Here is a 22,640-nt window from a genome sequence, read left to right as displayed (position 1 = left end):
CGCCCCCTCTCATCCACAGGCGGGAATTGCTCATGTTTACCCTCTACCACTCCAATCAGCTGGATCTGCTCAAAGAGCTGCTGGTGAGCCGCATCCGGCAGGCCCCTCTCTCTCACCCCTTCGATCGGGAGCAGATTCTGGTGCAGAGTCCGGGCATGGCCCAGTGGCTCAAGCTGGAGCTGGCCAAAGCCTTCGGCATCGCAGCCAATATCGACTTTCCGCTGCCCGCCAGCTTTATCTGGGAGATGTTCACCCGGGTGCTGGCGGATGTGCCGCGCCAGAGCCCCTACAACAAGGGCTCCATGAGCTGGCAGCTGATGACTATTCTGCCTGCCTTGCTGGATCGCCCCGCCTTTGCCCCGCTTGCCGCCTATCTGGGCGGTGGAGAGGACGAGGATCCGGCACAGGATCCCGAGCAGGTGCGGCTGTGGCAGCTCTGCCAGAAGGTTGCGGATCTCTTTGACCAGTATCTGGTTTACCGGCCGGACTGGATCGCCCGCTGGGAAGAGGGGGAAGGATTGAGTCAGGAGCTGGCCGGGGTGAGCGGTCAGGATTGGCAGCCCGAGCTGTGGCGCGAGCTGGTGGCACGCACGTTGGCGCTCTCTCCGAGCGGCTACCACCGAGCCAATCTCTACGAGGAGTTTATCCACGAGCTGGAGCGTACCGCCGATCTGCCGGGCAAGCTGCCGCAGCGGGTCTTTGTGTTCGGCATCTCGGCGCTGCCGCCGCGCTATGTGGAGGCGCTGCTGGCCCTCGGCAGTCGGCCGGAGGTGGAGGTGCACCTGTTCGTCACCAACCCCTGCCGCTACTACTGGGGCGACCTGCTCGATCGCAAGACGCTGGCGCGCCTCGAGAACAAGCTCAAGCCCGGCACCGATATCGAGACCCTGCAGGGCCCCGCCAACCCGCTGCTCGCCTCCATGGGCAAGTTGGGGCGCGACTACCTGCATCAGCTGATGGAGCTGGAGGTGCCGCAAATCGAGGCTTTCGTCGATATCGACGAGGTGGATGCCAAGGGCAATGTCAGCCTGCTGCGCGCCATCCAGAAGGATGTGCTGGAGCTGGCAGAACGAGGCGCCGGTCAGTTCGATCTCGACAGCAGTCATCACAAGAGCCCGATCGATCCGGCGGATGGATCCCTGCAGATCCACGCCTGCCACGGCCCGATGCGCGAGCTGGAAGTGCTGCACGATCGGCTGCTGGCGCTGTTCGAACAGGATCCCACCCTCACCCCGAAAGACGTGGTGGTGATGATGCCGGATGTGAACAGCTACGGCCCCTATATTCAGGCGGTGTTTGGTGCTCGGGGCCAGATCCCGTTTGCGGTCTCGGATCGGGCGGCGAGTCAGGAGAGCCCGCTGCTGCAAAACTTCCTCGCCCTGCTCAGGCTGCCCAACGCCCGCTTCGGGGCGGGGGAGCTGCTCGCCATTCTCGAGGTGCCCGCCGTGCTGCGCCGCTTCGAGCTGGATGACGACGAGTTCAACCAGCTGCGGGTCTGGGTGCAGGAGACCGGCATCCGCTGGGGGCTGGATGACGGCTACCCCGTCCGGTTCGATCTGCCGCCCATGTCCGGCAACAGCTGGCTGTTTGGCCTGCGCCGCATGCTGCTCGGCTTTGCCATGGGGGATGGCGAGCCGGTGGCGGGCATTCTGCCCTACGCCGATATCGAAGGTCAGCAGGGCTTGGCGCTCGGTAAGCTCGCCTGGTTTGTCGATTCGCTGGCCGAATTTTTGCCCCGCCTGCAACAGGCGCAGCCGCTGGCCGAGTGGAACGCCTGCCTGCTGGCGCTGCTGGCGCGCTTCTATCTGGCCGACGAGGATGAGGAGCGTCAGCTCCAGCTTATTCGCAGCCAGCTGGCCGAGTGGCAGACCCGGCTCGGCGAGGCCCGTTTCGAGCAGCCCATTACCGCCGACCTGCTGCAGGATTATCTCGGCAGCGTGCTGGGGGAGTCCCGCTCCAGCCAGCGCTTCCTCGCCGGTCAGGTGAACTTCTGCACCCTGATGCCGATGCGCTCCATCCCCTTCAAGCAGGTCTGCCTGCTCGGCATGAACGATGGCGTCTACCCGCGCACCCTGGCCCCCATGGGGTTCGACCTGATGGCGGTGGCGTCGCGGCGCGGGGATCGCTCCCGTCGCGATGATGACCGCTACCTCTTCCTTGAGGCGCTCTTGAGCGCCCAGCAGGGGCTCTATATCAGCTATCAGGGCTTCAGCGCGCAGGACAACAGCGACAAGGTGCCGTCGGTACTGCTGGCGGAGCTGATCGACTATGTGCGGCAGGGCTTCGTGCTGGCGGGGGATGAGGATCTCGATGACGAAACCTCCTGCAAGCGGCTGCTCAACCACCTGATGGTGGCGCATCCGCTCACCCCCTACAGCCGCAACTACTTCTATCCGGAGGCGGGTTCACGCCTCTTTACCTATGCCGCCGACTGGCTGCCCGCCCTCAATCCGGTGCGTGGCGCGGCCAACTTCCAGAGCGGCGAGCTGCCTCTCCCCCCCGAATGGGGCAAGGAGCAGGGGCTGGAGCTGGCGGAGCTGCTGCGCTTCTATCGCCAGCCCACCAAGTATTTCCTCAACCGTCGCCTCAAGGTGTGGTTTGAGCTGAACGAAGCCAACATCGAGGACAGCGAGCCGTTCGAGCTGGATGGCCTGCAACATTACCAGCTGAAAGATCTGCTGCTCGATGCCCATCTGGCGGAAGGTGAAAGTACCGAGCGTCGCGAGCGGTTGCAGCTCACCGGCCTGCTGCCGCAAGGGTGGTTCGGCAGCCTGCTGCTGGACGATCTGGATGCCGAGATGGGCAAGCTGGCGGATCGGCTGCGGCCATGGGTTGCTGCCAATGAGTCAGAAAAGCAGGCGGTGGAGATCGATATCTCCCTCACTCAGGGCCAGCTGCAAGGGTGGATCGACACCCAGAAGGGGCGTTTGCTGGTGGTCAAACCCGGCAGCTTCAACGGCAAGGATCTGCTGCTGGGCTGGATCCAGCACCTCTGCCTCTCATTGAGCGGCGCCCCCGGCGACACCCTGCTGTTCGATGCCAAACAGAGTCTGCGACTGCCTGCTCTTGCTGCCGACGAGGCGCGGCCCAAGCTGGCGGCGCTGGTGGCGTGCTGGGCGCAGGGGATGAAGCGGCCGCTGCCCTTCTTCCCCAACACCGCCTGGGATTGGCTCAAGGCGATCGAGAAGGATCCCGACAAGCCGGAGGCGGCCGACAAGGCGGCCCTCACCCGTTTCAACGGCGGCTGGATGATCAACGGGGAGGGGCAAGATCCTTACGTTGCCCGCTGTTTCCCCGAACTCGATGACGAGGTGTTGGGTCAGTTGCAGGCGCTGGCCCGCGAACACCTGACCCCGCTGCTCAAGACCCTGGAGGAGCTGAAATAATGGCTAACCCGCTCAATACATTGCGTTTTCCCCTCCATGGTGAACGACTGATCGAAGCCTCCGCCGGTACCGGCAAGACCTACACCATTGCCGGTCTCTACCTGCGCCTGCTGCTGGGCCACGGCCCGCTCATTGAAGAGGGGGCTGATGCCGGTCAGCCTAGCGCCCACGAGCGGCCACTCTCGGTGACCGAAATTCTGGTGGTGACCTTTACCGAAGCGGCCACCGCCGAGCTGCGCGGGCGGATCCGCGGCCGCATCCACGAGGCGCGGCTCGCCTTTATGCGCGGTGAGAGCAAGGATGACTTGCTGGCCCAACTGCTGGACGAGGTGGCGGATCACGAGCTGGCGGCCCGTCGCCTGCTGGCTGCCGAGCGGCAGATGGACGAGGCGGCGGTCTTTACCATCCACGGCTTCTGCCAGCGGATGCTCAAGCAGAATGCCTTCGAGTCGGGCGCCCTCTTTGAAACCGAATTTCTCACCGACGACAGCCAGCTCAGGCTGCAGGCGGTGAGCGACTACTGGCGCGCCGAGTTCTATCCGGTGGATAAAGCCCTCGCCAGCGCGGTGCGCGCGCTCTGGCCGAGCCCCGCAGCCCTGCTGCGGGAGATGGGCAGCTGGCTCGACAACAGCGAGCTGGAGATCCACCCCGCGCTGGGTGACGAGACTCTGGCCGCCCGCCATCAGGCGGCCATGAGCCGCATCGCGGCGGTGAAGAGCGAATGGCTGGCGCAAGGGGACGAGATCCGCCGCCAGACCGACGGCCAGATCAGCCGCTACACCGGCAAGAACTACGAAGGGTGGCTTGCCAAGATAAGCGACTGGGCACAGGACGAGAGCAGTGGCTACGCCATTCCCAAGGAGCTGGAGCGCTTCGGCCAGACGGTACTGGAGGAGAACCTCAAGAAGGGGGGCGCTGTGCCGACCCTGCCGCTGTTCAGCCAAATCGATGAACTGCTGGCGAGCCGCCCCGGTATTCGGGATCTCATCCTGCAACGGGCGGCCAAGGTGGTGCGCAGCCGGATGCAGGCCAGCAAGCGCCAAGCCCATCAGCTCTCGTTCGATGACCTGCTCAAAGACCTCGACGGGGCGCTTGGCTCAAGCCTTGGCGAGCGGCTCTGCGAGCGGATTCGCGCCACCTATCGGGTGGCGATGATCGACGAATTCCAGGATACCGATCCCCAGCAGTACCGCATCTTCCATCGCCTCTATGGTTCACAAGAGAGTGGCGGCCACACAGACACGGCGCTTTTGATGATCGGTGACCCCAAGCAGGCCATCTACGGCTTTCGCGGCGCCGACATCTTTACCTACATTCAGGCGCGGCGAAATGTGAGCGCCCACTACACCCTCGGGCGCAACTGGCGCTCCAGCAGTGCGCTGGTGGGGGCGGTCAACGGCCTGTTCGAGCGGGCCAAGGATCCCTTTATCTACGAGGCGGATATCCCCTTCCTGCCGGTGGAGGCGCAGGGCAAGAGCAAGGCGCTGCTGCTCGATGGCGTCACCGCCCCTGTGCTCCACTGCTGGCAGCTGACCGGCCAGCCCACCTTCAATCGGGGGGATTACCAGAGCAAGATGGCGCGCGCCACCGCCGCCGAGATCCACCGCCTGCTGACCCTGGCCCGCGAGGGCAAGGCGCTGATCGGCGACAAGGCGGTGAAGGCCGGGGATATCGCCGTGCTGGTGCGAACCGGCAGCGAGGGCAAGCTGGTGCAGCAGGAGCTGGCGCGGCTCGCCATCGCCTCCGTCTACCTGTCGAACCGCGAGAGCGTGCTGGAGCAGACGGAGGCGCGGGAGATTTTGCTGATTTTGCACGCCTGCCAGAACCCGAGCGAAGAGCGCAGCCTGCGGGCGGCGCTGGCGACCGGCCTGTTTGATCTCGATGCCAAGGCGCTCGATGGGCTGGCCAGCGACGAGCGGGCGTGGGAGAGCGCGGTGCAGGAGTTTATGGAGTACCGCAAGATCTGGCATCGCCGCGGCGTGTTGGCGATGCTGCGGGCCCTGCTGCACCGGCGCAATCTTGCCTCTTCGCTTTTGGCTAGCCCCTATGGCGAGCGGCGGCTGACCAACTTCCTCCATCTTGGCGAGCTGCTGCAACAGGTGAGCAGCGAGCTGGACGGGGAGTACGCCCTGCTGCGCTGGCTGGGGGAGGCGGTGAACAGCCAGAGCGGCCAGGATGCTGAGCAGGTACTGCGCCTCGAATCCGAGCGCAAGCTGGTGCAGATCGTCACCATCCACAAATCCAAGGGGCTGGAGTACCCGCTGGTGTTCCTGCCCTTTATCTGCAGCCACAGAACCGCCGAGACCCCGCTTTATCACGAGGCGGATGAGGCGGGTAATCGCACCATTCTCGATCTCACCGGCGCCGACTCGTCGCTCGCCGAAGCGGACAGGGAGCGCCTTGCCGAAGATTTGCGGCTGCTCTATGTGGCGCTGACCCGGGGCGTCTACGCCACCTGGCTGGGGCTGGCGCCGGTGCGGGCGGGTGCGGGCAAGTCGGAGAAGACCGACCTGCACCACACCGCCATCGGCTACCTGCTGCAAAAGGGCGAAGAGGGGGATGCACAGACGCTGGCGACCGCCCTGACCGAGCTGGCGCAGGCGCTGCCCGGGGTGGCCGTCGGTGAGCCCTCGCTCACCCGTCCGGCCCCGCTGCCGCCAGAAGAGGAGCAGTTGGGCGAGCCGCAGGTGCGCCACTTTACCGGCTCCCTTGAGCGGGACTGGTGGATCAGCTCCTACTCCGGGCTGGCGGCGCAGGGTCACGGCCACAGCAAGGGCGTACTCGCCAATCCCGGTTTCGATGACGAGGTCGTCACAGAGGCGGCTGCATTGGCTTCCGAGCAACCGGAGGAGGCGCCCCAACCCTCCATCTTCACCTTCCCGAAGGGGGCGCGCCCCGGCACCTTGCTGCACAGCCTGTTCGAGACCATCGACTTTCAAAGCGCCGCGGGCGAGCCGCTGGCGGAGCATATTGCCACCCTGCTGGCGCAGGACGGCTTCGACGAGAGCTGGGCCCAAGTGCTGCAACAGCAGGTGGAGGCGGTGCTGGATACCCCGCTGGAAACAGGCTTTGGTGAGCCGGTGCGGCTGCGGGACTTGAGTGCCGAGCGCAAACAGGTGGAGCTGGAGTTCTTCCTGCCCATGGGGCGGGTGACGGCACCGGCGCTGACCGCCCTCTGCCAGCAGCATGACCCGCTGTCGCGGGGCAACAAGCCGCTCAGCTTTGCCACCGTACAGGGGATGCTCAAGGGCTTTATCGATCTGGTATTCGAGTGGCAGGGGCGCTGGTATCTGCTCGACTACAAATCGAACCACCTCGGCATGAGCCCCGCCGATTACAGCCGTCCGGCGCTGGAGCGGGCGATGGCCGAGCATCGCTACGACCTGCAATACCAGCTCTACTCGCTGGCGCTGCACCGGCTGCTCACTTTGCGCCTGCCGGGCTACGACTTCGAGCAGCACTTTGGCGGCGTTTTCTATCTGTTCCTGCGCGGCATGCCGCAGGGGGGCATTTTCCATACCCGCCCGAGCCGTGAACTGGTGCTGGGGCTGGATAAGTTGTTTAGCGAAGGTTGTGAGACACCCACAGCAAGATCTCATCCATTGAACGAGGTAGAGGCATGAGCGGCACCATGATCAGCACCGCGACCAGCGCAATGATGGTTGAACGGTTGAAAACACTGGCGCTGGCTGGCCGTATCCGCCAGCTGGATCTGCAATTTGCCAGGCTGGTGGCCGACCTTGGCGGCAGCCCCGAGCTGGTGCTGGGGGCGGCGCTCGCCTGCTTCGAGCTGGGCCGCGGCCATGTCTGTTTGCCGCTTGAAATGTTGACTGCCGGATCCCTGCGCCCGTTCGGGCTGGATCCCCAGCAGAGCCGGGATCTGTTGCTGGGTCTGGCGGATCCTGCCAGCTGGCCCGCCCTGTTTGCAGAGAGTCCCCTGGTTGGCACCGAACAAGATGACGGGCTCGCCCCGCGCTGGCCGCTGCGGCTGTGGCACGGACGGCTCTACCTCACCCGTTACCACGATTTTGAACTGGGGGTAGCCCGCCATCTGCGCGCGTTGAGTGAACGAGCCGAATGGCCGGAGATTGCCCCGGCCCTGTCGCGGCTGTTTGCCCGCGACTATGGGCTGGTGTTCGCGGCGCTGCTCAAAGCCCGCCTCGCCCCCGACTTCTCGGCCCGCCACTTTATCGAGAAGTATCTGGATCTGGTGTTCCCGAACGAGGTGGACTGGCCCGCCATCGAGGCACTGCTGGCCAACGCCCAGGCGGCGAGCGACTTGAGCAAGCTGGATGCGCTGGTGCCCGAGGCGCTCTGCTGCAACGGCCAGAAGCTGGCGGCGGCCACCGCGGCGGCGCGCCCCTTTGCGGTCATCTCCGGCGGCCCCGGCACCGGCAAGACCACCACGGTCGCCAAACTGCTCGCCATTCTGGTGGAGACCGGCCTGCAAGCGGGCAAGGCCCCGGCGATCCGGCTGGTGGCCCCCACCGGCAAGGCGGCGGCGCGCCTCACCGAGAGTATCGGCTCCGCCCTGCAGGCCCTGGATCTGCCCCCCGAATGGGTCGAGGCGATCCCCACCGAGGCGGGCACCTTGCACCGGTTGCTCGGGGTCATTCCGGGGCGCAGCCAGTTCCGCCACCACGCGGGCAACCCGCTGCACCTCGACTTGCTGGTGGTGGATGAGGCCTCCATGGTCGATTTGCCGATGATGGCGCGCCTGCTTGATGCGCTGCCCAGCCACGCCCGCCTGATCCTGCTCGGTGACAAGGATCAGCTCGCCTCGGTGGAGGCGGGGGCCGTGCTCGGCGATATCTGCGGCTTTATCGAACAGGGCATCAGCCCGGCGCAGGCGGAGTGGCTCTCCCGCCAGACCGGCTACCGCTTGCAGGGCTCGCCAGCAGGAGCACCGGTGCGCGACAGCCTCTGCTTGCTGGCCAAGAGCTGGCGCTTTGATCAGCACTCCGGCATCGGCCAGCTGGCGCGCGCCTGCAACAGCGGCGATGCCACTGCGGTGGAATCAGTCTGGGGCATGGGCTTTGCCGATATCAGCCTGCACCCCTGGGCGGGGGAGGCCTACGACGCCCTGATTGCCCAGGGGGTGGCCGGTTACGGAGCCTATCTGAAGGCGGCCCGCGCCGGGGAGGCGCCCGCCGCCGTGTTCAAGGCATTCAACAGCTTCCAGATCCTCTGCGCTTTGCGTGATGGCCCGTTCGGGGTGCTGGGACTTAACGAACGGCTCGAACTGGCCCTGTCACGGGCCGGCCTGATTGCCCGCGATGGCGACTGGTATGCCGGTCGTCCGGTGATGGTGGTGCGCAACGATCACGGCGTCGGCCTCTACAACGGTGATATGGGGCTCTGCCTGCCCGATGAAACTGGCCGGTTAAAGGTCTGGTTTGAGCAGCCGGACGGTACCCTGCGCGCCCTGTTGCCCAGCCGCTTGCCACCCCACGAGACGGTTTACGCCATGACCATCCACAAATCCCAGGGCTCGGAGTTTGCCCATACTGTGCTGGTGCTGCCCGACAGCCCCAGCCCGCTGCTCACCCACGAGCTGGTCTATACCGGCATCACCCGCGCCAAGGCGCGGCTCGATCTCTACGGCGATCGCGCCCTGCTGGCCCAGGCGGTGCGGAAAAAGACCGAGCGTTATTCCGGATTGGCGGAGAGGTTGGGGGAGTGAACCATTTGACGGTGGTACAAGAACTACCATTTCTGGAATGGTTCGAGTGAGGTTTTAACGGGGATCGTACAGATCGCTCTGTGGTAGGGATGAGTTCCTCAATTTATCTGCTGTTTGGAGGCTCTAGTAGCTCCGACTGACTATTACAAATATTTTTCTTCCCAGTAGAATCTGGTTATATTCATCTATATGATAAAACAATCATATAAATAAAGGTTTATGGCAATGGAAACAGTAATAACCTCGAAGCACTTTGAAAGCGTGCCCTTAGCAAAACTAGTAGTAGAACACCTTAAATTAAACAGTAAAGCATTAGGCTTGGAAAAGGCCATTGTCTACTTTGGCTTTCCAAAGTTTTATGGTTACGAATCAGATGCGATCAAAACATCTGATTTAGTAATACTAAGCGAGCAACATGGTATTTTAGCACTGCGATTTAGTGACTTTGACAACAAAACCTTATCTAATAAAATTGATGAGGAGTGGGATGAATTTAGAAGTTTAATATTCTCAAATCTCTACGAAAGTAAGTTGCTTAGGACAAAAAAGAAAAGAGCCCAAGAACTGGCCATTGGTTTTGATGCATTTTTTTATGCGGAGTCTATAAATTCTCTGAATTGTGATGAAGACCTATTTATAACGTCCATAACTGAGCTTGCTGAGACTCTTGAAATAATGAGAGGGGAGCTTGCAGAACCATTATCACAAGAAAAATTTAATGAGTGTCGCTCTATATTAGAAGGAACAAAAGCGCTCACCTCTGATACCCAAAGAAACGTTGATGAAGATGAGAAGGCTACTAAGGCTTTCACTTTGATGAAGCTTGAAGAAGAAATTAAAGTATTTGATATTCGTCAAAGAAATAGTGCAGTAACGATCATCGATGGACCACAAAGAATTCGTGGATTGGCTGGGTCAGGTAAAACAGTAGTTTTGGCTATGAAAGCCGCTCATATTCATATGGAGTATCCTGAGAAAAAAATTCTATTTACTTTTTTTACAAAAAGTCTCTATGTACATGTTAAAAATCTTATTACTCGCTTTTATCGTCACTATAAAAAGGTTGATCCCAACTGGGAGAATCTACAAATTAAACATGCATGGGGTGGTGCCGGTGTAGATGGAGTTTACTACTCAGCATGTAATGAAAATGGTATACCTACAGTTAATTTCTCACATGCAAAGGCGCAGTCACCAAGTAACCCCTTTGAGTATGTTTGTGCAGATGCTGTTGCTAGCAATAAGCTCAGGCCAGAGTATGACTACGTATTAATGGATGAAGCTCAAGATATGACCTTATCATTTTTCCGTCTTATATATCGCATAACAAAAGGCGATAGAGATGCTAAAAATATAATTTGGGGTTATGACGAACTTCAAAACATATTTAAGGTTAAAACACGCTCTCCTAAAGAGCTGTTTGGTCAAGATGAAAAGGGTGAGGACTATATCGATCTTCAAAGAGCGGGAAGAAATCTACCAGAATATCTAGATAACGATATCGTTCTTACTAAATGCTATAGAAATCCACGTGAAGTGTTGATCGCTGCGCATGCATTAGGATTTGGTTTATATAGGAAAGATGGCTGCCCTGTGCAGAATTTAGAAGATAAAGCTCACTGGGAAGATGTCGGATACGAAGTTTTGAAAGGTAACTTCGAAGTTGGCTCTGAAATTATTTTAGAACGACCAAGCAAAAATAGTCCACTATCGATATCAAAATACGAACCACTAGATGAACTTATCAAATACAAATCGTTTCAAAACCTATATCAAGAAGCTGATTGGGTTGTAGAAAATGTTACATCTCTATTAAGTGATGGCTTGAAACCGGAAGACATAATGATTATCGCATTGGATGATCGCAATGCTCGTAGCTACTTTAACGCTATTCAAAGCAGATTAATTACACGCAGCATTCAATCAAACAATGTGTTACTAAATCCTTATAGCTCAAAGTCTTTCATTGAGAAGGGGCTAGTAACCATGTCAACTATTCATAGAGCAAAAGGGAACGAAGCTCCAGCTGTTCTTGTAATAGGGATAGACTCTTTATTTTTCACTGAGGGTAGTCATTATTCTCGAAATAGAATTTTTACTGCATTCACTAGGGCAAAAGCTTGGCTTCGAGTCAGTGGTATTGGTGCCAATGCAGAGCTGTTTTTCAATGAACTACAGGAATCTCTCAGTAAGACTCCTAGGTTAGAGTTTGTTCAACCAGATCCTAAATATATCGAGACGCTCCAAAGAGACTTATCTGAGAAAAGCCAGAAATTAAAAGAACTACAACGAACATATCGTGAGCAACTAGATCTACTGGGTGTTAGTGAAGAAGAAAAGAACGAATTTTTTAAGGGGGTCTAAAATGAATCAGAGAGACTTCGATAAGGGAATTATTCGTGCTATGGAAATATGTAAAACTATCGGCTTAGATCCCCAAATGGTTACACCAGTCAGCTTGAAGGTAAATAAAAAGTTTAATAAAGTAGCTTTGGTTGAGGGGGCAACACATGAGGATATTTATTTTTCTGGATTAAATGAAAGGTATTACAATTTTATTCTTAATGATTTTTCCTACTTTCACTTCTCATTCCAAGATGTGATCGCTAAACCTGGAAAACCACAGTTGTCATATCCTTATGAAATTAGAATGGCCTTCTATCCCAACCCTATGAATGCTAGTCCCCGCACAAGCAGTCCTGAATCACCAACGGATTTGTTACAAACTTATCATCAGTATTATATCAATGAAGAATGGTCATTTGAGGAGTACACGCAAGCACTTTGTGAGTTAAGAGCGAATATAACAACGCCAATGCTGCGCTATGATCTAAGTGAAGAACAACATAAAAGAGTTAATCATCCAATAGCGCATTTACATTTAGGTGTAAACAATAGTTCAAGGATTGCAACTGACAGAATCTTTACTCCAGAACTGTTCACGAATTTCGTACTTAGTAACTTTTATAGAGAGCAATGGGAGCTATTTAGTGGTAGTGACTTTAAGCTAGATATAGCATATAACCGCACAAAGACAGGATGTGTAAAAATTAATAAACATTTCTACTGTAATGTTCAATGTGGTGTTCTCAATATTGTCTAAATATTAAATTGTGTGCATAATAATAAGAAATGTCTAAGTGAACCATTATATTTTTTTGTTGGGCTTAGCAGGCTCATAACCAACCTATCGATTGTGTAGGTTGTGCTTGAACGAGGCTCAACGTTTACCGCGAAACCTGTTCCCCCCCATCCCCAGCCCTTCTCCTCCTTTTCTAATTAATGGGAGAGGGCAGGGTGAGGGCGAGTAGGGTGCAAAGAACGAAGTGCATTGCACCGCAGCTATTTATCTGCCAAAAGGTGTAATGCGCTGCGCTTATTACACCCTACATCCAACCCATACACGACAGGATGTCATTGCTTGAGACTTGAATTTAACACCATCGATCTGGATCGGGATTACGAGCTCTGTGTGCAGGCACGCAGGGATGCCTATTTTTGCAGCTTTCATACCCATGATGGTTTTGCCGACTTTATCGATGGCTATCGGGAGCGGATCCGCGAAAGGCTGGGGCAAGCGCAATGGCACTACCTCCATGTCTGGGCGGGTGAACAACTGGCGGGTCAGCTGGAATTTCGCAGTTTTTCCGATGAGCCCGAGACCGGTTATGTGCAGCTGATTTATCTGTTCCCTGAATATCGTGGCCGCGGGCTGGCCGCGCAGTTGCAGGCCTATATTTGCCAGCAGTTGCTGGGGGCTGGCTGCAAATGGGCAATGCTCTCCGTGAGTCGCACCAATGTGCGGGCCTTGAATCATTACCGGCGCTTTGGCTGGGTATTTCTGCGCCCCAATCCGAAGCATCGGGAGACGGATTTTTACCGACTGATTCTGGCCGAGTGACCTCTGTGAGGGCCTCTGGGTATCCCCTCATTTTTCCCATCCCCCAAATGACTGAATCGTGAGTTAAATCCGGTAAATGGGGCGCGCTTGAGCCACACTTATGGTCACCCTGATTCAGCCTGTGCCGTGAGTGGCCGATAACCGGGGAAACGGTGGGGCGGTGGGGTTCTGGCTGACAGAACTGTTGCAATATGCCAAGGTAGCACCTCACGATAACAGCGCGATTCCCCGTGGTGGCGCGGGGCGGAAGAACAAGGATAACGGCTATGGTGCAGGACAGTGACACGATCAGGATCTCGGATGTCAGCGAGGCCGTGGTGCATGGCATTCTGGAGGTGACCAGCGATGGCATCTGGGATTGGCATGCCAATACCGGTTTTGTCTATCGCAACCCGGGCTGGTACCGGATGCTGGGTTACGAGCCTCACTCCCTCGGCAATACCGTCTTCACTTGGGAGAACGTGATCCACCCCGACGATCTGGCGGCTGTGATGGCGAAGTTCGATCTCTGCCTGAGCGGCAGCGCCCATGAGTATCGTGCCGAGTACCGTTGCCGCTGCCGTGATGGCAGTTACCTCTGGATTGAGGATTGCGGCCGCATCATTGAGCGCAATCCCGACGGGTCTGTGGCGCGGATGATCGGCGCCCATCGCGATATCCACGCCAGCAAGTTGTTGCTGCAGCAGCTGGAGCGGCGCAATCACTCGCTGGAGCAGCAGGTTGCCGAGCGCACCGCCGAGCTGGTGCGACTCAACGAGGCGCTGCAACAGAAAGCCGAGGAGAACCGTCTGCTGGCAGAGACCGATGCCCTGACTGGCGCCGCCAGCCGCTATCGGCTGGAGCGGGCGTTGCAGCTGGAGTGCGAGCGGGCGCGCCGCTTCCATCAGCCGTTTACGGTGATCGCCATGGATGTGGACAACTTCAAGCAGATCAACGACAGCTATGGCCACAGCGCCGGGGATCAGACTCTGATCAACATAGTGGCGCTGGTGCGCCGCCATATCCGCGAGATCGATCTGCTGGCCCGCTGGGGCGGTGACGAGTTTATGGTGTTGCTGCCCAACACCGGCCGTGAGGATGCGCTGGTGGTGGCGAGCAAGTTTCAGGCATTGATGGCGAGCGAGCCCATCTGCCCCCATGCGCCCGCTACCATGAGCTTCGGGTTGGCGGAGTATCAACCGGATGAGCAGAAGGAGAGCCTGATGGTGCGCGCCGATCGGGCGCTCTATCAGGCCAAGCAGCTGGGTAAAGACCAGATCTGCTAACGCGCAGGGCACGGAAAGAAGAGCAGTAAAAAGGGCCGCAGGTTTGAAATCTGCGGCCCTTTTGCATTGTTACTGACGCGGCGCGACTTAGAAGTGGTAGCGCAGACCCAGCTTGAAGGTATCCAGAGAGTAGTGATCATCACGCAGGGAGACTGCGTTGAACTGACGCTCGTAACCGATACCGGCTGAGAAGTGGTCGTTGAAGGCGTAGTCCAGACCCACTTCCAGATTGGGGTGTACAGTACCCTTGGTGGTGTTTTTGGTCAGTTGGACATCAGCAATATTCATGGAGAACTCGCTTTTGGTGCGAGTGTAAGCGATACCCGGCTTGGCATAGGCGCTGAAGCCCCAGGCCAGCGGCTGGCTCAGCTTGGCTGCCAGGCTGATGCTGCTGGTATCGATACTGGTGTTGGTGGAAACGTCTACACCATTCTTGCTTTGGCTCATGTGCTGACCATGCAAGCCGCCTTCAACCGCCAGCCAGGACTTGAAGCTGTAACCCACGATCAGGCTGCCGCCATTGAGCTGGTCATCGATGATGCCGGCATTGCTCAGATCTTTGGCTTGGCCGTCGAGATCCATCTTGGAGGTGGTCAGATCCAGACCTGCATACCAGCCTTCGGCATGGGCGCTGCCATTCATGGCCAGAGCAAGCAGGGAGAACGCGGCAATTTTATTAAACTTGTTCATGGATAAATAAACCTTATGTTGCGTGAACTGCGTGTGATTTATATTGCTCAATCCATGAAGCTTTTTATATTTCCGTCATTGCTCTGCTTTCACAGAGGGGCCGCAGTATAGTCAGCGATTTTCTGAATAACAAGAGAGTGATTTTCCCATTCTTTTAAATATGACTGGCTGCAAGCAGGGGCATTTTGTTTAATAAATGGTGTTATTAGAGTTTTAGCTTTATTGATGTTTAAATAATTAACCGATGAGGCAAATGACAGGCTGAGAGTTTGGTTTTGATTCTATGTGATTGATTTGTATCGGTATTTAGTTTTCATTCTAGCGTTGCCATGATGAGTTGTCTAAAAATTGGCATCTCAGATGTCACTGATTGGCATTAGGCTCATTTTGATGTTTTTGTGAGCGCCTAACAAGGTGAAACCGTGAGAAAAAAATCTATCTTTTTGCCTGTTTTTTGCTCTTTTTTGGGTTTGGGATTGTTCCTATTGTGACTTCTGGTGGTCTTTTGAGGCTGCTTTTGCGTGGGCCATGTTGCCCATCAGATACGCGAATGGGCGCTTGTGGGTGGCTTTTCTCTTCACCCGGCAGCACTCGTTGGGGTGGGCATGGGGTGTGATAAGCAGATATGGGTCGTGCGGCCTGATTAATTTTTTTGTCTTATATATGCAAGCCATTTAAAAGATAGGTTTTTGGTGTTTTAAATAACTTTATTATATTCGTTTTTATATTTAATGAAGCGTTCCAATTAAGCCATTTAAATATATTGAATGGCAATGAGACGCTATTGATGGCCGTTTAGGATACCTTGTCAGAACGGTCGTGGTGGCTGGTGCATCAGTGGGCGGCGGGTGGCCGGTGACACTTCCCCTTGCCGGGGCCCTTGACCTGACCTGCGAATTCAGGGAAAAGAAAAGGGCGGTGCTATCAGCGCCGCCCAATGCCAGGAAAGAGAAAAAACCTTACGGTTTAAAAGATAAAAATTTGGAAGCAAACAATCGATTTCTCAACCAGGAAGGGTCTTGAATTCGATACGTTTCGATTATGCGCGATGTTCTATGCAGCACTAGCAAAATGTTTGCGGGTTGAAAGATATGCACTGTCTGGTGTCACATTTTGCGACCTTTCTGCTTAACTGGTCTGTCCTGATGGGTGTTGTAGGCGATTTTTTCTCTAGGCTGTTTTTTCGGTGTCAATATCTGAGCCTTGAAGGTAAAAACAGGTCAGAAGCTGACTCGGCATAACCATGCAATGAAAGTGCGATAACAAGGAAGAGTGGCATGACCTACAGCCAGACCCTGGCCAACAATATTCTCGACACCCTGAAGAAGACCCTGACCGACAAGGGGATCCGCTATCAGACCCTGGCAGAAGCCATGGGCGTCTCCATCGCCACCGTGAAACGGATGATGAACAAGCCCTCGTTGCCGTTCGATACCCTGCTGGAGATCTGCCATCTGGTGGGGCTCTCGTTCGAGGAGCTGCTGGATCGCACTCAGGACGCCCAGAGCCGCCGCGCCGTCTTTACCCAGGAGCAGGACGAGGCGTTTCACAACGAGCCTGGGCTCTACGCCTTTCTCGCCAATATCTTCTGGCGCGACAAGACGCTGATCGATCTCAAGCGGGAGTACGGCCTGACCGATGCCTCCTGTTACCTCTATCTGCGCAAGCTGGAGAAGCTCGGCATTTTGCAGCTCGGTATCGACAACAGTTACCACTTCCTCATCAGCGAGCGGATCAGCTTCGAGCAGCACAGCCGTTTCGCCCGCCAGCAGGCGCGGCAGGCAATGTCGGTGCTGGGGGAGTATCTGGTGGAGAACATGCACAAGTCGAACAACTATATGGCGCTCTGCCAGCTGCACCTCAACGAGAGCGAGGCGATGGCGCTGATCGACCGGATGAAGGAGTACTGGCATCAGGAGATCAAGCTCAACCGCCCCGCCATCGGTCAGCAGGAGCACGCCAAGACCTACACCATGTCGCTGCAACTGGCCGACTGCGGCTACCAGAGCTTTGACGACATGATCCCCAATATCGACAACTGATCCCGGCGGATCCTGCGGGATCCGCTCTGTTGGCTGGAGTCTAATCGGCGACCCGGGTTTGTTGCAGCTTGCCTGCGAGCGGCTGCAATGCCCGGGTATCGAGGCAGATACGGATGGCATCCGGCCGCCAGTGCTCGATATCGCAATCCACCAGACCACCCCGCTCGTCATAGTTGACCCGCACCAGTCGCAGCACCGCGCTCCCCTCTGCCAGATTGAGGGCGCGGGCGATGGCGCCCCGCGCCGCCGAGGGGGTGATCTCGAGACTCGCCCCGCCCTGGCCTATGCCATAGCGCTGCTGATAGAGCTCGGTGAGGGAGCTGGCCAGCGGCGCGCTGGCGATATCGGGAAAGCGGCTCGCCAGCAGATGGTGGCTGACATGGAGCACTGGGCGGCCATCGATCAGGCGCAGGCGGCGAATTTCATACAGCGGCGTAAAAGGATCCAGCCCCATCCAGCGGCAGAGCTCACTGCTGGCGAGCTCGCTACCGTGGGCCAGCACCCGGGTTTCGGCGGTGCGCTGCTGCTCGCCGATCCACTGGTGAAAGTGGGTGTGGATGGCGGGATCGTAGGTGAGGCGGGGCGGCGCAACGAACCAGCCACGGCGCTCGGCCCGGTAGATAAGGCCGTCTGCTTCGAGGCTGGAGAGCGCCTCCTTGATAGTGATACGGGTGGTAGCGAAGCGCTCGCTCAGGGCCCGTTCGGCGGGCAACTGCTGCCCGGCCCCCAACTGGCCGCTGCCGATATAGCGGCGCAGGGTCTGGCAAATCTGTTCACACTTGGAGGAGGAGCGGCCATCGGCCATGCTCTGTTCGTTCACTCTCTGCTCGCTCAATCTCGGCTCGGTCACACTCTTGTCCCTGTTGCTTATTCAGAAGGCGGGTGGCTGGCCAATCCCTTACTGGAATAGTCCAGCCTCACTCGGGTTCAGAGTTGTAACTGCTGTGGATGACAGCGACATGACAGGGAAATTGTCATCAAACTGCCATCAAAGCGCCCCGCGACCGTCATATTTCCCCTCTAGCATCCCTCTCGAACCTTAACTGACCTAGTCCAGAGGGATGGGATGATGAAAAGCGTGATCGCAAGTGCACTGGCTCTGGTGGCCATCAGCCAACCGTTTTTTGCTGCAAATAGCTATGCCGCGGAAAATATTGCGGACTTGGAGAAGGCCGCCCGCGGCGAAGGGCAGCTCAGCAGCATCGGCATGCCCGACAGCTGGGCCAACTGGAAGGATACCTGGCAGCAGCTGGGCAACATCTACGGCATCAAGCATCAGGATACCGACATGAGCTCGGCGCAGGAGATCGCCAAGTTCGCCGCCGAGAAGGCCAATGCCACCGCCGATATCGGTGACGTAGGCGGCGCCTTCGGTCCGGTTGCGGTCAAGCAGGGGGTTACCCAGCCCTACAAACCCTCCACCTGGGCCGATATTCCCAACTGGGCCAAGGATGCGGACGGTCACTGGATGCTGGCCTATACCGGCACCATTGCCTTCCTGATCAACAAGGACCTGGTCAAGGCCGCCCCCACCAGCTGGCAATCCCTGCTGGGTGGCGACTACAAGGTGACCCTGGGTGATGTGGGCGTAGCCTCCCAGGCCAACAACGGCGTGCTGGCGGCGGCCTATGCCACCGGCGGTAGCGAGAAGAATCTGAAACCAGCCCTGGAGTTGTTCGGTCAGCTGGCCAAACAGGGTCGTCTCTCCCTGAACGATCCCACCATCGCCAATATCGAGAAGGGCGAAGTGGAAGTAGGGGTGCTGTGGGACTTCAACGCCCTCAACTACCGCGACCAGATCGACCCCAAGAAGTTTGATGTGGTGATCCCGAGCGACGGCTCAGTCATCGCCGGTTACACCACCATCATCAACAAGTGGGCCAAGAACCCCAACGCCGCCAAACTGGCCCGTGAATACATCCTCTCCGATGCCGGTCAAATCAACCTGGCCCGTGGCTACGCTCGCCCGATCCGCAGCAACGTGACCCTGCCGGATGACGTGAAGGCCAAGCTGCTGCCGGCCGAGCAGTATGCCAATGCCAAACCGGTGCAGGATCACGCCGCCTGGGAGCAGAGCTCCAAAGCCCTGCCGCGCCAGTGGCAAGAAACCGTCATGATCAACATGCAGTAAGGGAATCCAGTGCAACACAAGGTGATAGTGGTACTTGTGGATGGTCTGGCAGCCGAGGTAGCCCACACCATGGGCTACCTCGGTGGCATGGTGGAGGCGGGGCGGGGCCTGCATACGACCCTGAATGCTGCTCTGCCGTCTCTCTCCCGGCCTCTCTACGAGTGCATCCTGACCGGCGTGCCGCCGGTGGTGAGCGGCATCACCCACAACGGGGTGAGTCGCCTCAGTCTGCATGACTCCATCTTCCATCTGGCCCGCGCCGCGGGTAAACGCACCGCAGCGGCGGCCTACCATTGGGTGAGCGAGCTTTACAACAAGAGTCCCTGGCTAGCGGCCCGCGATCGCTTTACCCACGATGAGCTGTTGCCGATCCAGCACGGTTGTTTCTACTGGGATGACCACTACCCCGACAGTCATCTGCTGATGGATGGGGAATGGCTCAGAACCCAATATGACCCCGATTTTCTGCTGATCCACCCGATGGGGGTGGACGATGCGGGCCACAAGTTTGGCCTCGATTCCCGCCAGTACCGCAATCAGGCGCGCCGCATGGACAGCCTGCTGGCCGACCTGCTGCCCCAGTGGCTGGCGGAGGGGTATCAGGTGGTGGTCACCTCGGATCACGGCATGAACAACGACCTGAGCCACGGCGGCACCCTGCCGGAAGAGCGCACCGTGCCGCTCTGGCTGTTTGGCGATGCCTTTATCGAGCGCTGGCCGGATGGGGTGGTGATCGCCCAGACCCAGCTCTGCGCCCTGATGGCGGATCTGCTGGGGGTTTCCCACGACAAGCCGACAGCGCCACCGCTGCTCAAGGCGGCCTTTATGCGCGAGGTGCACTGATGATGCCCGCAACCACCGAGATCCTGGTGGATCAACCCGTGGCAACCAAGCGCCGGGTGCGCCGCCACTGGCTGCCCGCACTGGTGCTGCTGCCCTTTATCTTCTTGATGATCCTGTTCCAGCTTGCCCCCATGGTGTGGGTGCTGGTGGGCAGTTTCCAGACCCCCGATGGCTGGGGCATCGACTACTACCGGGAGATTTTGAGCTCCCCCTTCTACCTGCAATCGTTCGGCAACTCATTGCGCATCGCCGGTATCGCCAGTCTGGCGGGGCTTGCCATCGGCACCCTCGGGGCAGCGGCGTTACGTCACAGCGGTGAGCGGGTCAAGCGGGTGCTGCTGGCCTTTGTCACCATGACCGGCAACTTCAGCGGCGTGCCGCTGGCATTCGCCTTTATCATCATTCTCGGCATCAACGGCGCAGTGACCCTGCTGCTGAAATCCTGGGGATTGATCGACGGCTTCAACCTCTATTCGGGGTCGGGCCTTATTCTCATCTACACCTACTTCCAGATCCCGCTCGCCCTGCTGCTGCTCTATCCGGCGTTCGATGCGCTGCAGGATGAGTGGCCGCAAGCGGCCGCGCTGCTCGGCGCGAGCAAGGGGCAGTATGTATGGCACGTGGCGCTGCCGGTGCTGACGCCTGCGCTGCTTGGCACCCTGATCATCCTGTTTGCCAACGCGGTGGGGGCCTATGCCTCTGCCTACGCCCTCACCACCGGCAACTTCAATCTGGTGACCATCCGGGTGGCCAGTCTGGTCTCCGGCGACATCTTCCTCGAGCCCAATATGGCGGCGGCGCTGGCGGTGATCCTGATGGTGCTGCAGGGGGTGGTGACGGCCGCCAACCAGTGGCTGCTGAAAAAGAGCTATGTGAACAAGGGGCAATCCCATGCATGATTTGACGCCGCGCTGGCCCAAGTGGGTGCTGGGGGGGCTGGTCGCCACCCTGCTGCTGCCGCTGTTGGCCACCTTTCTCTACTCCATCTCCACCCGCTGGGGGGCGACCCTGCTGCCGGATGGCTTCACCCTCGACTGGTATCTCAAGCTGTGGGGCGACCCGCGCTTTCTGGCTGCGTTTGGCCGCAGCCTCCTGGTCTGCTTCGCCACCCTGCTGCTGGGTACCCTGGTGCTGGTGCCGACCGTGCTGGTGGTGGCCTACTACTTCCCCAAGCTGGATCCCTGGATGAACCTGTTGATCCTGCTCCCCTTCGCGGTGCCGCCGGTGGTCTCCTCAGTCGGGCTGCTGCAGATCTACGCTGACGGTGTTCTGCCCATCATCGGCACGCCGTGGATCCTGATCGGCACCTGGTTCACCGTGGTGCTCCCCTTTATGTACCGGGCGCTGGCCAACAGCCTGCAAGGAGTGCCGCTGAAAGATCTGATGGATGCTGCCCACCTGCTGGGGGCAAGCAGTCGGCGCGCCTTCCTGCTGGTGGTGATCCCCTGCCTGCGCAAGGGATTGCTGGCGGCGCTGTTTCTCTCGCTCTCCTTCCTGCTCGGCGAGTTCGTGTTTGCCAACATGTTGGTGGGCACCCGTTACGAGACCCTGCAGGTCTACCTCTACAACATGCGCGCCACTTCGGGCCACTTCACCAGTGCGCTGGTGATGAGCTACTTCCTGCTGACCCTGCTGCTCACCTGGGCGGCCAACAGATTTCATCGGTGAATCAACATGTTCCATCTAGAAGTGAATCAACTGCACAAATCCTACGGCGACACCAAAGTGTTCGAGGGGATCGAATTCGGTATCCGCAAGGGGGAGCTGGTGACCCTGCTCGGCCCCTCTGGCTGCGGCAAATCGACCCTGCTGCGGGCGCTGGCCGGGCTCACTCCGGTGGATGGCGGTCAGGTGCGGGTGGCCGGTGAGGAGATCACCTGGCAGGAGCCCCAGAAGCGGGGCATCGGCATGGTGTTCCAGAGTTATGCACTCTTCCCCAACATGACGGTGTGGGACAACGTTGCCTTCGGCCTCAAGATGAAACCCCAGCCGGGGCGGGATCTCGCCGCCAGCGTGCAGGAGGCGCTGGAATTGGTAGAGCTGACCGGCTTCGAGCGCCGCTATCCGGGTGAGCTCTCTGGCGGTCAGCGCCAGCGGGTGGCGCTGGCGCGGGCGTTGGTGGTTCAGCCGCGGATCCTGCTGCTGGACGAGCCGCTCTCCGCGCTGGATGCCCGCATCCGCCGCAGCCTGCGCCAGCAGATCCGCGAGATCCAGCAGCGCCTCGAGCTCACCACCATCTTCGTGACCCACGATCAGGAGGAGGCGCTCACCATGTCGGATCGGATCTTCCTGATGAACAAGGGCTCCATCGTCCAGAGCGGCACGCCGGAGGAGATCTATACCCGCCCCGCCAGCGAGTTTGTGGCGGGCTTTATCGGCAACTACAACCTGCTCGGCGCCGAGCAGGGCAAGTCGCTCTTCGGCCCCCGTTTTCAGGGCAAGCTGGCGCTGCGGCCGGAGTCCATCACCCTGCTGCCAGCCGGGGCGACCAGCAGCGAGCCCAGCCTGCCCGGCATCATTCGCCAGCAACAGCTGCTCGGCAACGTGATCCGCTATCAGGTGGAGTGCGAGGTGGGGCTGTTGACGGTGGATTGCCTCAACCGCTCGGCTGGCGATCTGCTGGCCACTGGCAGTGCCGTGACCCTGGCGGTGGCCCGGGATCAACTCTGTGAGGTAGCATGACGCCTCATTTCATTTTC

15 protein-coding genes are annotated in these 22,640 nt (G+C 58.3%); 13 read left to right on the top strand and 2 right to left on the bottom strand.

The window, feature by feature from the left end; all coding sequences use genetic code 11:
• Window positions 1-32: 32 nt before the first annotated feature.
• From recC to ACW5W8_RS05580, 7 genes are all read left to right on the top strand, one after another.
• Window positions 33-3,386 (top strand): exodeoxyribonuclease V subunit gamma, encoded by a 3,354-nt coding sequence (recC, locus tag ACW5W8_RS05610; protein WP_498626844.1) that lies wholly within the window; start codon window positions 33-35, stop codon window positions 3,384-3,386.
• Window positions 3,386-7,009, top strand: a complete 3,624-nt coding sequence (gene recB / locus ACW5W8_RS05605; protein WP_498626842.1) for an exodeoxyribonuclease V subunit beta — start codon at window positions 3,386-3,388, stop codon at window positions 7,007-7,009. Before recC ends, recB begins: the two co-directional genes overlap by 1 nt.
• Entirely contained in the window at window positions 7,006-9,069 is a 2,064-nt protein-coding gene (gene recD / locus ACW5W8_RS05600) for an exodeoxyribonuclease V subunit alpha (RefSeq protein WP_498626840.1), read from the top strand. Before recB ends, recD begins: the two co-directional genes overlap by 4 nt.
• Before the next feature lie 225 nt (window positions 9,070-9,294).
• On the top strand, window positions 9,295-11,433 hold the full coding sequence (locus ACW5W8_RS05595; RefSeq protein WP_498626838.1) for a DEAD/DEAH box helicase: 2,139 nt from the start codon (window positions 9,295-9,297) through the stop codon (window positions 11,431-11,433).
• A gap of 1 nt (window position 11,434) precedes the next feature.
• Window positions 11,435-12,172: a DUF2290 domain-containing protein gene (locus ACW5W8_RS05590; RefSeq protein ID WP_498626836.1), complete on the top strand. Its 738-nt coding sequence runs from the start codon at window positions 11,435-11,437 to the stop codon at window positions 12,170-12,172.
• A gap of 318 nt (window positions 12,173-12,490) precedes the next feature.
• A complete protein-coding gene (locus ACW5W8_RS05585; protein WP_498626835.1) occupies window positions 12,491-12,970 on the top strand; it encodes a GNAT family N-acetyltransferase in 480 nt (159 codons plus the stop codon).
• Between the two features lie 266 nt (window positions 12,971-13,236).
• Window positions 13,237-14,235, top strand: a complete 999-nt coding sequence (locus ACW5W8_RS05580; protein WP_498626833.1) for a sensor domain-containing diguanylate cyclase — start codon at window positions 13,237-13,239, stop codon at window positions 14,233-14,235.
• A gap of 87 nt (window positions 14,236-14,322) precedes the next feature.
• Here ACW5W8_RS05580 and ACW5W8_RS05575 read toward each other — a convergent pair whose 3' ends face one another.
• Entirely contained in the window at window positions 14,323-14,925 is a 603-nt protein-coding gene (locus ACW5W8_RS05575) for a porin family protein (protein WP_201974414.1), read from the bottom strand.
• Between the two features lie 1,277 nt (window positions 14,926-16,202).
• On the opposite strand from ACW5W8_RS05575, the gene ACW5W8_RS05570 reads away from it, so the two are divergent.
• Window positions 16,203-16,967, top strand: a complete 765-nt coding sequence (locus ACW5W8_RS05570) for a helix-turn-helix domain-containing protein (protein WP_167557221.1) — start codon at window positions 16,203-16,205, stop codon at window positions 16,965-16,967.
• A 40-nt stretch (window positions 16,968-17,007) separates the two neighbouring features.
• Here ACW5W8_RS05570 and ACW5W8_RS05565 read toward each other — a convergent pair whose 3' ends face one another.
• Window positions 17,008-17,772: a UTRA domain-containing protein gene (locus ACW5W8_RS05565; RefSeq protein ID WP_498626854.1), complete on the bottom strand. Its 765-nt coding sequence runs from the start codon at window positions 17,770-17,772 to the stop codon at window positions 17,008-17,010.
• Between the two features lie 264 nt (window positions 17,773-18,036).
• Between ACW5W8_RS05565 and ACW5W8_RS05560 the strand changes: the two genes are divergently transcribed.
• The 5 genes from ACW5W8_RS05560 to ACW5W8_RS05540 are packed head-to-tail and all read left to right on the top strand — an operon-like array spanning window position 18,037 to window position 22,623.
• A complete protein-coding gene (locus ACW5W8_RS05560) occupies window positions 18,037-19,098 on the top strand; it encodes an ABC transporter substrate-binding protein (RefSeq protein WP_498626832.1) in 1,062 nt (353 codons plus the stop codon).
• Between the two features lie 9 nt (window positions 19,099-19,107).
• Window positions 19,108-19,941: an alkaline phosphatase family protein gene (locus tag ACW5W8_RS05555; protein ID WP_498626831.1), complete on the top strand. Its 834-nt coding sequence runs from the start codon at window positions 19,108-19,110 to the stop codon at window positions 19,939-19,941.
• Window positions 19,941-20,840 (top strand): ABC transporter permease, encoded by a 900-nt coding sequence (locus tag ACW5W8_RS05550; protein ID WP_498626830.1) that lies wholly within the window; start codon window positions 19,941-19,943, stop codon window positions 20,838-20,840. Before ACW5W8_RS05555 ends, ACW5W8_RS05550 begins: the two co-directional genes overlap by 1 nt.
• Complete coding sequence (locus tag ACW5W8_RS05545) at window positions 20,833-21,609, top strand: ABC transporter permease (protein WP_042648076.1); 777 nt, start codon at window positions 20,833-20,835, stop codon at window positions 21,607-21,609. Before ACW5W8_RS05550 ends, ACW5W8_RS05545 begins: the two co-directional genes overlap by 8 nt.
• Before the next feature lie 6 nt (window positions 21,610-21,615).
• On the top strand, window positions 21,616-22,623 hold the full coding sequence (locus tag ACW5W8_RS05540) for an ABC transporter ATP-binding protein (RefSeq protein WP_498626829.1): 1,008 nt from the start codon (window positions 21,616-21,618) through the stop codon (window positions 22,621-22,623).
• Window positions 22,624-22,640 lie beyond the last annotated feature (17 nt).

It is taken from the genome of Aeromonas aquatilis (assembly GCF_054052405.1).
The sequence above is the reverse complement of the archived record's forward strand: the minus strand, read 5'-3'. Positions and strand labels throughout refer to the sequence as shown.

Bases quoted from the DNA above. Each gene is read 5' to 3' on its own strand.
- recC (WP_498626844.1), top strand. From the start codon at position 33: ATGTTTACCCTCTACCACTCCAATCAGCTGGATCTGCTCAAAGAGCTG.
- ACW5W8_RS05595 (WP_498626838.1), top strand. From the start codon at position 9,295: ATGGAAACAGTAATAACCTCGAAGCACTTTGAAAGCGTGCCCTTAGCA.
- ACW5W8_RS05565 (WP_498626854.1), bottom strand. From the start codon at position 17,772: ATGGCCGATGGCCGCTCCTCCTCCAAGTGTGAACAGATTTGCCAGACC.
- ACW5W8_RS05560 (WP_498626832.1), top strand. From the start codon at position 18,037: ATGAAAAGCGTGATCGCAAGTGCACTGGCTCTGGTGGCCATCAGCCAA.
- ACW5W8_RS05590 (WP_498626836.1), top strand. From the start codon at position 11,435: ATGAATCAGAGAGACTTCGATAAGGGAATTATTCGTGCTATGGAAATA.
- ACW5W8_RS05540 (WP_498626829.1), top strand. From the start codon at position 21,616: ATGTTCCATCTAGAAGTGAATCAACTGCACAAATCCTACGGCGACACC.
- ACW5W8_RS05545 (WP_042648076.1), top strand. From the start codon at position 20,833: ATGCATGATTTGACGCCGCGCTGGCCCAAGTGGGTGCTGGGGGGGCTG.
- ACW5W8_RS05580 (WP_498626833.1), top strand. From the start codon at position 13,237: ATGGTGCAGGACAGTGACACGATCAGGATCTCGGATGTCAGCGAGGCC.
- ACW5W8_RS05550 (WP_498626830.1), top strand. From the start codon at position 19,941: ATGATGCCCGCAACCACCGAGATCCTGGTGGATCAACCCGTGGCAACC.
- ACW5W8_RS05575 (WP_201974414.1), bottom strand. From the start codon at position 14,925: ATGAACAAGTTTAATAAAATTGCCGCGTTCTCCCTGCTTGCTCTGGCC.
- ACW5W8_RS05570 (WP_167557221.1), top strand. From the start codon at position 16,203: ATGACCTACAGCCAGACCCTGGCCAACAATATTCTCGACACCCTGAAG.
- recB (WP_498626842.1), top strand. From the start codon at position 3,386: ATGGCTAACCCGCTCAATACATTGCGTTTTCCCCTCCATGGTGAACGA.
- recD (WP_498626840.1), top strand. From the start codon at position 7,006: ATGAGCGGCACCATGATCAGCACCGCGACCAGCGCAATGATGGTTGAA.